11 protein-coding genes are annotated in these 12,102 nt (G+C 56.4%); 7 read left to right on the top strand and 4 right to left on the bottom strand.

Annotated elements, in window-relative coordinates:
- Positions 1-176 precede the first annotated feature (176 nt).
- The gene (locus EH31_RS01115; RefSeq protein ID WP_034957588.1) at positions 177-1,334 is read left to right on the top strand and encodes an alpha-hydroxy acid oxidase; all 1,158 of its coding nucleotides are present in this window, start codon (positions 177-179) and stop codon (positions 1,332-1,334) included.
- A gap of 34 nt (positions 1,335-1,368) precedes the next feature.
- Positions 1,369-1,821: an I78 family peptidase inhibitor gene (locus EH31_RS01110; protein ID WP_034957587.1), complete on the top strand. Its 453-nt coding sequence runs from the start codon at positions 1,369-1,371 to the stop codon at positions 1,819-1,821.
- 76 nt (positions 1,822-1,897) lie between these two features.
- Here the strand turns inward: EH31_RS01110 and EH31_RS01105 are convergent, their stop codons facing one another.
- Positions 1,898-2,470 (bottom strand): YHS domain-containing (seleno)protein, encoded by a 573-nt coding sequence (locus EH31_RS01105; protein ID WP_199796986.1) that lies wholly within the window; start codon positions 2,468-2,470, stop codon positions 1,898-1,900.
- A 389-nt stretch (positions 2,471-2,859) separates the two neighbouring features.
- Between EH31_RS01105 and leuA the strand changes: the two genes are divergently transcribed.
- The 4 genes from leuA (at position 2,860) to EH31_RS01085 (ending at position 8,062) form a co-directional block, all read left to right on the top strand.
- On the top strand, positions 2,860-4,530 hold the full coding sequence (leuA, locus tag EH31_RS01100) for a 2-isopropylmalate synthase (protein WP_034957586.1): 1,671 nt from the start codon (positions 2,860-2,862) through the stop codon (positions 4,528-4,530).
- Entirely contained in the window at positions 4,520-5,737 is a 1,218-nt protein-coding gene (locus EH31_RS01095) for a serine hydrolase domain-containing protein (RefSeq protein WP_152553420.1), read from the top strand. Before leuA ends, EH31_RS01095 begins: the two co-directional genes overlap by 11 nt.
- 228 nt (positions 5,738-5,965) lie before the next feature.
- Positions 5,966-7,012, top strand: a complete 1,047-nt coding sequence (locus tag EH31_RS01090; RefSeq protein WP_034957584.1) for an amidohydrolase family protein — start codon at positions 5,966-5,968, stop codon at positions 7,010-7,012.
- Between the two features lie 66 nt (positions 7,013-7,078).
- On the top strand, positions 7,079-8,062 hold the full coding sequence (locus EH31_RS01085) for an NAD(P)H-dependent flavin oxidoreductase (RefSeq protein WP_034958707.1): 984 nt from the start codon (positions 7,079-7,081) through the stop codon (positions 8,060-8,062).
- Positions 8,063-8,074: 12 nt separating this feature from the next.
- On the opposite strand, the gene EH31_RS01080 is transcribed toward EH31_RS01085, so the two are convergent.
- From EH31_RS01080 to EH31_RS01070, 3 genes are all read right to left on the bottom strand, one after another.
- Positions 8,075-8,659: an AHH domain-containing protein gene (locus EH31_RS01080; RefSeq protein ID WP_277813498.1), complete on the bottom strand. Its 585-nt coding sequence runs from the start codon at positions 8,657-8,659 to the stop codon at positions 8,075-8,077.
- 24 nt (positions 8,660-8,683) lie between these two features.
- A complete protein-coding gene (locus EH31_RS01075) occupies positions 8,684-9,397 on the bottom strand; it encodes a hypothetical protein (protein WP_034957582.1) in 714 nt (237 codons plus the stop codon).
- 257 nt (positions 9,398-9,654) lie between these two features.
- On the bottom strand, positions 9,655-10,137 hold the full coding sequence (locus EH31_RS01070) for a flavodoxin family protein (RefSeq protein WP_034957581.1): 483 nt from the start codon (positions 10,135-10,137) through the stop codon (positions 9,655-9,657).
- Between the two features lie 80 nt (positions 10,138-10,217).
- On the opposite strand from EH31_RS01070, the gene recJ reads away from it, so the two are divergent.
- Positions 10,218-12,011, top strand: coding sequence for a single-stranded-DNA-specific exonuclease RecJ (gene recJ, locus EH31_RS01065; protein ID WP_034957580.1), 1,794 nt, complete (start codon positions 10,218-10,220; stop codon positions 12,009-12,011).
- Positions 12,012-12,102: the final 91 nt, after the last annotated feature.

Here is a 12,102-nt window from a genome sequence, read left to right as displayed (position 1 = left end):
CCGCGCACATCTATTGTTTCGCCGGCACCGCGCAAAAGGTGACAGTGCTGCACAAAAAATTTTCAGATTCTCAATCTCGCCCCCGCTTTGCCCCCAGCGTAGGCGATTTGCGTTCACCGCCTCGACAGGGGCAAGACTATGCGCCAGAGGCAGAGAGGATATTCAGAGCGAGGGTTATGCGTCTTACCGACTGTCACAATATCGACGACTTCAGAAAGCTTGCACGGGCGCGGCTGCCCTTCCCTGTTTTCGATTATATCGACGGGGCGGCGGACGATGAGCTGACAAAAGCGCGCAATACGCAAAGCTTTGATGCAGTGGACCTGGTGCCCGATGTGCTGGCCGGGGTGGAGACGATTGACACCTCTTGCACCATCCTTGGCCGTAAAAGCGCCCTTCCCCTCATCCTGTCGCCTACCGCCGTCCAACGCGCCTTTCATTGGCAGGGAGAGACGGCGGTTGCCAAGGCGGCTGAAAAATTCGGCCTGTGGTTCGGGATTTCCAGCCTTGCCACCCGTTCCATCGAAGAGATTGCAGCGCTTACCAATGGTCCGAAGATGTTCCAGCTCTACGTCCACAAGGACAAGGGCCTAAACACCCATATGATCGAGCGGTGTCAGGCGGCCAAATTCGATGCGCTCGCCCTCACCGTCGACACTATAGTTTCGGGCAAGCGGGAGCGGTGTTTGCGCAGCGGCTTTACCACCCCGCCCCGTTTTACCCCGGCAAGCATTTGGAGCTATGCCACCCGGCCACGTTGGACGCTGGATTACCTTTTGCGTGAGGAATTCCGCCTGCCCAATCTCGACACCCATGTGAGCGAGGGCTCGCGCGAGGCTGTCAGTATAGCGGAATATTTCAACACCATGCTCGACACCTCGATGGACTGGCGCACCGCTGCTAGCATCCGCGAACAATGGGGCGGCACTTTTGTCCTCAAGGGCGTGATGAGCGCAGGCGATGCACGGCGCGCGGTTGAGATCGGCGCGGATGCGATCATGATCTCCAACCACGGTGGGCGCCAATTGGACGGGAGCCGTGCACCGTTCGATCAACTGCCAGAAATCGTTTCAGAAGTCGGCGGCGAAATTGAAATCATCTGTGATGGCGGTGTGAGGCGCGGCACTCACGCTTTGAAGGCCTTGTGCACCGGAGCAACGGCTGCGTCAGGCGGGAGGCTTTACCTCTACGCGCTCGCTGCTGCGGGTCAGGACGGTGTCGAACGTGCGCTTTCCATCCTTAAAGATGAAATCGAGCGCGGGATGCGTTTGATGGGAGTGACGTCGGTGGACCAACTCACATCGGAGCGCCTTCGATCACGGCGTATGTCTTGAAATTGTCAAAGCAATGAGCCTAGGGATATCGGCCATGAGAACGCCCGCAATCTTCCTCGCCACTTCGTTGTTGCTAACCCTGTCGGCCTGCAATGCCAGCCCTGACAGCGGGTCGAACAATGCGGACGATTTTGCAGCTCGCATCAATGGCGCCAAACCTGCGGCACCCGCAGCCACTCCGGTAAACGAGCCGTTGACCGCTCCAACTGTTGCAGCGCCTCTGCCCGGCGCAGTTCCTGGCCCTTATGTGCCCGGCACAATGACCGATCCGAACAGTTCCATTTGCGCTGCCAATCTGATGGAGCCTTTTATCGGTCAACCTGCCGATGAGGCCACGCGTAATGCCATTCTCGAGGCAGCAACGGGTGCAGAATCGGTGCGCTTTGTTATGCCGGGGAGCGCGGTGGTCAATCCTGACCCCACTAGCGCTCGCCTCAGCATTATGATCGACAATCTGAACATTATCCGCGACGCACGCTGCGGTTGAACCGCAAAGCGTACAAGAAAGCCCGGCGCCAATCTTCGCGATCAGCACCGGGCTTCTTGTTTTTCAGGTTCAGCGATTAGCTTTTGAAGTGCTCATCGGCTGAGTGGGTTGGATAGTTCACATCACCCTTCTCGATGAAGCCGGGGATGTCTTTTTCCCAGTTCGCCTGAACATCCTTGTTAAAGTTCAGGTAGAGCTTGCCGTCGACGATTTCGAAGACTTCTGGATCGCCCGGTGCAAGAGCATCGTTCGCGCCGATGGCCCATGCGCAGTAACCGCCATATGCGGGTGCGTATTTTGCAGGATTTTCGACAAAGGCTTTCGCATTGTCTTCATTCGCAAAGCGATAATCAAAACCGTCATAGCGAACGGTGAGATCTTCATTGCCAACGGTCGGTGTGCCATCGCCTACGAAATAGCTGACAACGTCATAGCCGCGCACGGCAAGCGTATCGCCAATGTTTTCGGTGTAGATCGGGTTTTGCGCTTCACCGCCCAGATCAGCGAAAAGCGCTGGGCCTTCTAAAGCTGCGCCTTCAGCGGCCACCATGCTGTCTTCGTTATTGGCGCCTTCAGCAGCGTTTTCAGCGGGCGCACTGCAAGCAGCAACAGTGGCCAAAAGGGCGAGAGTAAAAAGTGATTTCTTCATCGGGGTATCCTCCGTTAGAGTAACTTCAAATATCCCAGCAGCCTGATTGCTGGGTCACTTGCCTTTTCGCCAGTCCACTCACGATGGTTACAGAAAAAACACCTTTCGTCAGAAAAATTGTCAAATTGGTTTGAAATTGGCTGTTTTACGGCGCTGAGCGGCTTGCGCTGATCGCACAATTGGGCAAAGACTGTGCGCATGACTTACGGCCCCGCCACTTTCGGGAAAGCTCTCCTACTACGACTTATGCGCCCTTGGGCGGCATAGGGCGTTTGCGCAGGACAATGGCGCGGCCCACCGTTCAAGGGTCCAGTTAAAGCCATCACGCGATCACTTTCATCACAAGTGATCAGCCCCAATGAGCAAGTCCCACCGAGTAAGTCTAAGCCATGTTGAAAAATCCATCGCACAAATACCGCCCCTTCCCGCAAATCAATTTGCCGGACCGCCAATGGCCCTCGCGCATCATTGATAAAGCGCCGCGCTGGCTCTCCACCGATCTTCGCGACGGCAATCAGTCGATTATCGATCCCATGGATGGGGTCAAAAAACGGCGTTTCTTCGATCTTCTGGTCGAAGTGGGCGTGAAAGAGATCGAGGTTGGCTTTCCCAGCGCTGGCGCGACTGAGTTCGATTTTATCTCAGGGCTGGTTCAGTCTGGTGCGGTGCCCGAGGATGTAACTATCCAAGTGCTCACCCAGTCACGCGAAGATCTGATCCGCACCTCTTTTGAAAGCCTTCGCGGCGCACGCGCGGCCATCGTCCACCTCTATAACGCGGTCAGCCCTGCGTGGCGCGATATTGTATTTCGCATGTCCAAGGACGAAGTGCGCGAGATTGCCATGACGGGCGCCAAGGTTATGCGCGATTGCGCCGCCGCGCAGCCTGACACCGATTGGCATTTCCAATATTCGCCAGAAACTTTTTCGACCGCCGAAATCGACTTCTCCATCGAAGTGTGTGCGGCCGTGATGGAAGTGCTCCAGCCCACGCCGGACAAGCCGATCATCTTGAACCTGCCCGCAACGGTTGAGGCAGCGACCCCCAATATTTACGCCGATCAGATCGAGTATTTCTGCAAGCACCTGCCCAATCGTGAGAGCGCGGTCATCTCGCTTCACACCCACAATGATCGCGGCACGGGTGTGGCTGCGGCGGAACTTGGCCTGATGGCGGGCGCAGACCGGGTTGAGGGGTGCCTGTTTGGAAATGGCGAACGCACCGGCAATTGCTGCCTCGTGACGATGGCGCTCAATTTGTACACGCAAGGCGTCGATCCGCAGCTTGATTTCTCCGACATCGACCGCGTGATCGAGACAGTCGAATATTGCAACGACCTGCCCGTCCATCAACGCCACCCTTATGGCGGCGAACTCGTTTTCACAGCATTTTCCGGCAGCCACCAAGACGCCATTAAAAAGGGCTTTGAAGCCCACGATATGCAGAATGACGAACTTTGGCGTGTCCCTTATCTGCCAATCGACCCAGCAGACTTGGGCCGCGACTACGAGGCGGTCATCCGCGTCAATTCACAAAGCGGCAAAGGCGGATTTGCATGGGTATTGGAACAGGATCAGGGCCTCAAACTGCCCAAGAAGATGCAGGCGGACTTTTCCCGCCATGTCCAGCATATGGCAGACGATATTGGTCGCGAATTGAACGCTGCCGACATTTGGGACGCGTTCAAGGGCGCTTACCACGTCGACACGCAGGAGCAAAAATTCCAACTGGAAGATTATGAAGAAAGCCGGGCCTCTGACGGGACGCGCCTGTTTGCTGGCAAGATCGCGGTTGATGGCGGCACGCAAAGCGTATCGGGCAGAGGCAACGGCCTCATCTCGAGCGTCGTCACCACTCTGGAAGATGCGTTCGACCTGGATTTGAAGGTGCTCGACTACACCGAGCACGCGCTTGGCACAGGGCGTGATGCGAAGGCAGCGGCCTATCTCATGTGCCAATCTGGCGACCGCATTATCTGGGGCTGCGGCATAGACGAAGACGTCGCAACCGCCAGCGTGCGCGCCGTTCTAAGCGCGGCAAACTCGGCGGTTGCTGACTAACGATGTAAGGGCTGCGCGAATGATAATCCGCAGAGCAATTGCTGTGTTCGTAGTGTCAGGCTTACTGCTGCTTGGCGGCGCGGCCTATGTGACCGGCTTTCCGGCTCCCGAAATAAGTCCAGCCTTCGCCCAGAAGCTTGGCAAAGCTCAAAAACACCAGGTTGTATCACTGATCGCTCTAGAGGCTGAAAATCTTCAGGTTACTGCTTTGGCCATCACATCTATTGATTCCGGCGAGCGTGCCCATACTCTTCATTTCGGACGTTCCGAAGAAGGCGCTATGATGCAAGCCGCAAGCCTTTCCAAAACCGTCGCAGCCGCAGTTATCATGATCCAGGCAGAGCTATCGGGTGTTGGCCTTGACGATGATATCAGGTCGCAGATTTCATCGTTTGACATCACCTCCCTTGAAGGGGGTGACAGAGTTATCACGCTTCGACAGCTTCTGTCGCATACTACTGGCGCCTCCCAATCCGGCTATGCTGGCTACCCGCGAGAGCAAGATGTTCCTGGCCTTCTGGAAGTGATCTCTTCACCGCCGCGTTTCTTTGAGTCAGCTCTGGCGTTCGATGGGGTGCCCGGCAGGTTTCGCTATTCAGGTGGGGGATATAGCATTGCGCAATTATGGGCTCAGGATGTGTCCGGTAAAGATTTCACCCAGCTTGCAGATGAACTTCTGTTGAAACCTCTGGGCATGGAACACAGCACCTTTGCACAGCCGATTGACGACACGCATAACGGACCGGGCAAGATCACTGGTGCAGACGCGCCCGTTGCTCCGACACAGGGTCTTTTCTCCTCACTCACAGATTCCTGGCACAATTATCCCGAGCAAGCCGCCGCAGGCCTCTGGAGCACATCTGAGGACTATGCGCGCTTTGCGTTGGCGTTGCTCATAGCATCGGAGGGGCTGGAATCTCCTATCCCTTCGACTGTGGCCAAAGTAATGGTAACACCGCAGATGGAAACAGGTTGGAAAACCGGCGAAGGCCCGACACACTATGGTTTGGGCACAATGCTGAAACTGGATAAAGAAGGTGCTGTGGTGGGTATATCACACACCGGCGCAAATGCAGGCTACAGAAGCCACTTTCTGGCGCGACCGGCAACAGCAAATACGGCGGCGAGGGTTGTCGTTTCCATAGGCAACACGCCCAGCGCCGCCCTGCTCAACAAAGCAGTGGTTTACGGCCTGAACCCGCTTTGAAAACTCCGTTTCGCAAAACCGCGCAGTTGGTAGTTTCCTACACTTGAGCCACCGTCTAACGTCTCGCGCATGCTTGTTTTGCTTCGCCTTTGTTGCCTTTTTCATGCCCTGATTGCATCAATAGTTTTTCACGCCCTGGACAGTGTCCCAAGTGTGTCAAAACTGCCGTATAATGTCATTAAAACAAGGCTATAGCCCACTTCATAACTCCGGGAAGAGAGACCGCATATGACCGAAGCCATTCTGGAAGCTGACCTGCCGATCATCGACCCGCATCATCACCTGTGGGACCTGCGCCCGATGATGCCGATGTTTCCGGAACCTCACCACCGCTTTATCGAAACGCTGGTCCCGGTCGCGCATTACACTTTCGACCAGTTCAACGCAGAGGTTTCCGGCAGCGGTCACAATGTCATCGGCACCGTCTTTATGGAGTGCGGCGCGTTCTACAACGGGGCCTATGGCGACGCGCTGAAACCTGTTGGCGAGGTTGAATATGTGAACGGCGTTGCCGCGCAGAGCGCAAGCGGCCTTTATGGCGATGCGCGGCTTTGTGCTGGCATTGTAGGCCTTGCGGATTTGATGCTGGGCGCAAAGGCGGGCGAAGTGCTCGATGCGTTGAAGGCCGCCGCCCCATCCCGCTTCAAGGGTATTCGTCATCAGGGAGCATGGGACGCCGACCCGGAAGTGCTGGGCCCTCCCTTCCATGCGCCGCCAGAGCTTTACCGTGATGCGACATTCCGCGAAGGGTTCGCTGAATTGGGCAGGCGCGGCATGACCTTTGATGCGTGGATATTGGAGCCGCAAATCGGCGACGTCATCGACCTCGCCCGCGCCTTTCCTGACACGCCGATCTGCCTTGACCACTGCGGAACACCGCTTGGCAATGCGAGCTATTCCGGCAAGCTTGAAGAGCGCTTTCCGATCTGGCGCGAGGCAATCATGGAGCTGGGCAAGTGCGAGAATGTCATGGTGAAGCTTGGCGGGCTTGCGATGCACAATTGCGATTTGCCACCAGAGGGACCTGCTGCGGGCTGGACTTCTGAAAAGCTCGCCCCTCTTTGGAAGCCTTACATCGAAACCTGCATTGAGGCGTTCGGCACAAACCGCGCCATGTTTGAAAGCAATTATCCAGTGGATCGCTGGGGCGCGAGCTATTCGGTGCTCTGGAACACATTCAAGCGCATCACAGCCGATGCCAGCGATGATGAGAAAGCTGCGCTCTATGCCGGGAACGCGAAGGGTTTCTATGGGTTAGAGGACCTGCTGGCCTGAGAATGCTTGTCGGATTGCGATTTGCAACCTAACTCAGGCGAAAATTGTGATTCAGGAGAGAATTTGATGGCCCTTCCCGCCCCGTTTGACCGTCTGCGTTTGCCGCTTATCGGTTCACCGCTGTTCATTGTTTCCGGCCCAGAGCTGGTGATTGCACAGTGCAAGGCCGGGATCATCGGAAGCTTTCCGGCGCTCAATGCGCGCCCGCAAAGCCTGCTTGATGAATGGCTGCACCAGATCACGGAAGAACTGGCCAAGCACAACCGCGAAAACCCGGACCGCCCCGCCGCTCCATTTGCCGTCAACCAGATCGTTCACAAGTCGAACGACCGGGTGATGCAGGACATGGCAACTTGCGAAAAATGGCAGGTTCCGTTGGTCATCACCTCGCTTGGCGCGCGCACCGAGATTTTCGACGCAGTGCGCAATTGGGGCGGCATCACGATGCATGACGTCATCAACAACCGCTTTGCCAAAAAGGCCATCGAGAAAGGCGCAGACGGTCTTATCCCGGTAGCAGCAGGGGCCGGCGGTCACGCAGGCACGCAATCACCTTTCGCGCTCGTTCGCGAAATTCGTGAGTGGTTCGATGGTCTTATCGCGCTTTCCGGTTCCATCGGACACGGTGCATCCATCCTTGCAGCGCAAGCGGTTGGCGCAGACTTCGGCTATGCCGGAAGCGCATTTATCGCCACCGAAGAAGCGAACGCTGACCAGGGCTATAAGCAAGGCATTGTCGAAGGATCAGCCGAGGGCATCGTCTATTCCAACCTGTTTACCGGCGTGCACGGCAATTACCTGCGCTCGTCTATCGAAAACGCTGGCATGGACCCCGACAACCTTCCGACAAGTGACCCATCCAAAATGAACTTTGGATCAGGCGGCAACACCAAGGCCAAGGCGTGGAAAGACATCTGGGGCTCCGGCCAGGGTATTGGCGCGATCAAATCGGTTGGCACGGTGGAGGACATGGTATCGCGTTTTGAGCGTGAATATCACGATGCCAAAGCGCGGATGCTTGAGGTTTCCGACTACACTTCCTGGAATTAGATACTCCTGGAGCTAGGTCGAAGACCAGATTTGTTCGGCCATTGCGTCCAAAGTGTCAAAGTTGAACCCTGTTCCCAGCGGGTCCTTGCGATTTAGCACGAACCCTTTGTCTGCATTTATCAATCGGATGCGCAGCGCTCTTTGCAGCAGGCGCATCCGGTCAAGGGCTTCCCTGCGCGCTGTCTCCGGGTCCTTCTTCTGGACCAATTCCCAGCGGCTCTCGATTGATGCGACCCGCTCAATCACAAGCTCATTGTAAACGGGATGCGGTCCGCGGTGGAGCGGAAGACCGGTCTGGACAGAGGCTTGCTCTGTCGAGGGCAGCAAAAGCCCATTGAACCGGAAATCGTCAAGGCCAACGCGCGCACGCCCTATGCTTTCGAACATTCGGCCAAAATAGCGTTTGGTGAGCAGTTGCATAGGCAACAGGTGGTGGCGTTGAAGTCCGGGGTGATAATTGGGGGATCCGCAGCGATTTATGGCCCGGAAAGGGATTGTTACCCGAGCAGCACTACGGGTGCTTGCGATCTTCCCGGTCGCACGCGGTCGTATTGCAGTTTTCTTGCGCGCTTTTCTGTGCGCATTGATCCCAGACAACCGATCCCTCGTCGTCAGCGGCGATCATTCTCGCCATACTCTTACGAATTTTCCATTCCGAGAGGTCCGCATCACCAGGTTAGTGCCGTCGGGTGCAACCACTCGTTCGCTCTGCTCTATACCGCCAACCAATACCAATTGGTTGATAAGCCGGACACCAAGTCTGGTAGCCGTAACCTTGTCAGCTGACAGCGGCGGTTCGATCCGCACTTCCTGACCAATCCAGTAATCGAGCCCCTCGCTTTGCAAAGCGCCGTCGACTGTCTCGCGAAATGCCGTGAGACCAAGCGCCGGGAATGGCCCGCCCTCAAGCCAAGCGGTCACAACAGATTCAAAGAATTGGTGCCCGATTGCGCTGGCTGATGGTGGCCAGACAACGCAGTCCAATTCATCGAAATGATCAACCAAATCACGAGCCAACCCAAGAAGACCTTGGGCGATCGGGATAAGCCTCTCGCCTCCTGCAAGGTGATGTCCTGGCGTCAGGTGAAGCACTTCATAGTCGGCTTGCTCTGGCAATTGCTTGAGATCGAAGCGATGGAAAACCTGAGGAAAGTCAGCTGTAAGACCTGGCGCAAGACCAGTAAGGTCGAATGTCAAACCATCCCGAACGAATTCGACCCAGACCCGTTTTTGCCGGACACTGGCAAGAATTTCGCCGAGTTGATCTGCCCCCCCGCCATCGGGAGTAACCAAGTCCAAGGAGGCTTCATCCAGAGGGTCATGGCTAATGGACACATTGGGCCGGCACGCAGCGAACTCGCGAATTGCATGGCGATCAGGTCGCTTCCCGCGAGAGAACAGTAGGAAGAGCCCTTGTGGGCCCGGGGGACTGTGATCAGAAATAGCAAATCCCCCCAACTTTCAATTTCCGGCGGGCATTTTCACGGCTTCGCTGGTTATTTATCAAAAACTCAAAAAAGGCAAATGGGCCAGAATTGCCAGCCCTGATTGTTCCCAAAATGTGCGTCATCCCAATCTTTCTCCACCGCAATTCAGAATACGCCCAGACCAATGCCTTCCGCCATTGACAACCCAAGCTCCTCACAATCCCTTTTTACAGAATCTGGTACAGTCTTTTTTGCCCAAATCTTCTCGGCTGTTTGTGCGGCGAAACTAACGATCATTGGCTCCGCCACGCGTTTCAATCTCCAGCCTGTACAAATACGATCAAGCTGCCGCTGAGCGCCGGTTCCATCGGAGCCTGCGGCAATGATCGATGCAAAGGGGCGCCCTTCGACTTTTCCGAGAATATCGTAATAGAGCGTATCGAACATTTCCTTCATTTCGCCGCTCATCGAAGCAAGGTTTTCAGGACATACAAAGATGTAGGCCGATGCATCGAGGATGTCGCGCGCACGGACATCCCGGGCTTGCATCAAACGCGCACTGTCATGGCCCGCAGCAGCCTTCGCCATGTGTTCGCTTGCCCCCGTGCGGCTATGCCAGATTATCAGAACCGTCTTATCCTCGCCCATGGCCCATCAATCCCAGCAGACTGTCGATTGTCAATCCTTAGCGCCTGTTGTCATGGCGATAGATGCGTTAAATGAGATGAATGGCAACACGATCACTTTCAAACGTGCTGGGTGTCTCACAATCGCTTGGCGGGCGTGAGTGGCTCTGGCGCGGAGGCACGATGGATTGCGGCGACGAGACCTTCGGGCTCAGCAGCAACATTCTGGAGCAATTGCTCCTCTCACGCGGCGTTGCCCGCGATGAGATTGCCAAACACGCTGCACCCACGATGCGCGAATTTCTGCCAGATCCGTCCGAATTTCGCGACATGGAAAAGGCAGCAGAACGCATCGCTAGCGCGGTGATTAACGCAGAACAGATCACCGTCTATGGTGATTATGACGTCGATGGAGCCACAAGCGCGGCTTTGCTGATCGACCTTCTTGCATCGCTTGGGGTCAAGGCGGGCTATTACATCCCGGACCGATTGCTCGAAGGGTATGGGCCAAGCGGAGAGGCGTTGGTGCGCCTTGCAAACGATGGCTCGAGCCTGATTGTCACCGTTGATTGCGGGGCAATGGCATACGAGGCGCTTACGATGGCGCGCGATGCAGGGGTCGATGTGATCGTGGTCGATCACCACAAATGCGCAAGCGAGCTTCCCCCAACGGCTGCTCTCGTCAATCCCAACCGCCTGGATGAAAGCGACCTTGCCGCCTCACACGGGCATTTGGCAGCGGTCGGCGTCGCCTTCCTGTTGGCGATTTCATTGGTGCGCACGCTGCGGGCAAAGGGTTATTTCAAGGATCGCAAAGAACCTGATCTGATGGGGCTGCTTGATCTCGTTGCGCTTGGCACAGTGGCCGATGTGGCGGCGTTGCACGGCCTGAACCGCGCTTTTGTTTCGCAAGGGCTTAAAGTGCTCGCCCGCCGGGAACGGATCGGAATGGCGGCCTTGCTTGATGCAAGCCGGTTAAAACGCGCACCGATTGCCTCTGATCTTGGCTTTGCCTTGGGTCCGCGCATCAATGCAGGCGGAAGGATCGGCGAATCAACTCTGGGCGTCAGGCTTCTGACAACCAACGATCCGGAAGAAGCGCGCGAGATTGCCGAGCAATTGTCGGCGCTTAACGAAGAGCGCCGCGCGGTTGAGGCCGAGGTGCAAGAGGCCGCAGAAGCGCAGCTTGACGGACAGCACAATATGGCTGTGCAAATCCTTTCGGGCACCGGTTGGCATCCGGGCGTGATCGGCATTGTTGCAGGGCGAATCAAAGAGAAAACCGGAAAGCCCTCTATTGTCATCGCGCTGGACGGCGAAGAGGGCATTGGCACAGGCAAAGGGTCAGGCCGCTCAATCAGCGGGGTTGATCTGGGCGCAGCCATCATCGCCGCGCGCGAACAAGGCTTGCTTGTCGCAGGTGGAGGCCATGCCATGGCAGCCGGGCTCACCATTGCAAGCGACAAACTTGGCGAATTCAGCGAGTTCCTCGACACGCGCCTTGCACGGGATGTGGACCGCGCGCGCCTTTCACAATCGATGCAGCTGGATCTGTCGCTTTCGCCCGGTGGATTGACGCCTGAATTGGTGACGACGCTGGAAAAGGCTGGACCGTACGGTGTCGGCTGGCCGGCCCCACGCGTTGCGGTGGGCCCTGTTCGCATTATCAAGGCCGATATTGTGGGTAAGGATCATTTGCGCATTATTGCAGCTGGCGCCGACGGCAAAAGCTTTAAGGCCATCGCTTTTCGCGCGGCTGACACCGAAATGGCGCAAACTCTGCTCCATCGCAGCGCCTCTCGCCGGTTCCATTTGGCAGGCCGGGTAAAGATTGACGACTGGGGCCCCCTCCCCGCAGCGGAGCTTCACCTCGAAGATGCGGCATTTGCGGACTGAAAAAAGGGCTGAAAAATGGGGCAAAAGAGCGATTACCCACGCCTTTAGGCAATTTTTCTCGAAACTTCGCAATATGAGGGCTTGACCCGTA

Source organism: Erythrobacter longus, assembly GCF_000715015.1.
Lineage (GTDB): Bacteria > Pseudomonadota > Alphaproteobacteria > Sphingomonadales > Sphingomonadaceae > Erythrobacter > Erythrobacter longus.
Note: the sequence above shows the minus strand (reverse complement) of the source record. Positions and strands in the feature narration are given on the sequence as shown.

What these genes read in the sequence shown, in the direction of transcription:
- recJ (WP_034957580.1), top strand. Translation starts at nt 10,218, where the DNA reads ATGGCAACACGATCACTTTCAAACGTGCTGGGTGTCTCACAATCGCTT.
- EH31_RS01105 (WP_199796986.1), bottom strand. Translation starts at nt 2,470, where the DNA reads ATGAAGAAATCACTTTTTACTCTCGCCCTTTTGGCCACTGTTGCTGCT.
- leuA (WP_034957586.1), top strand. Translation starts at nt 2,860, where the DNA reads ATGTTGAAAAATCCATCGCACAAATACCGCCCCTTCCCGCAAATCAAT.
- EH31_RS01115 (WP_034957588.1), top strand. Translation starts at nt 177, where the DNA reads ATGCGTCTTACCGACTGTCACAATATCGACGACTTCAGAAAGCTTGCA.
- EH31_RS01090 (WP_034957584.1), top strand. Translation starts at nt 5,966, where the DNA reads ATGACCGAAGCCATTCTGGAAGCTGACCTGCCGATCATCGACCCGCAT.
- EH31_RS01110 (WP_034957587.1), top strand. Translation starts at nt 1,369, where the DNA reads ATGAGAACGCCCGCAATCTTCCTCGCCACTTCGTTGTTGCTAACCCTG.
- EH31_RS01085 (WP_034958707.1), top strand. Translation starts at nt 7,079, where the DNA reads ATGGCCCTTCCCGCCCCGTTTGACCGTCTGCGTTTGCCGCTTATCGGT.
- EH31_RS01070 (WP_034957581.1), bottom strand. Translation starts at nt 10,137, where the DNA reads ATGGGCGAGGATAAGACGGTTCTGATAATCTGGCATAGCCGCACGGGG.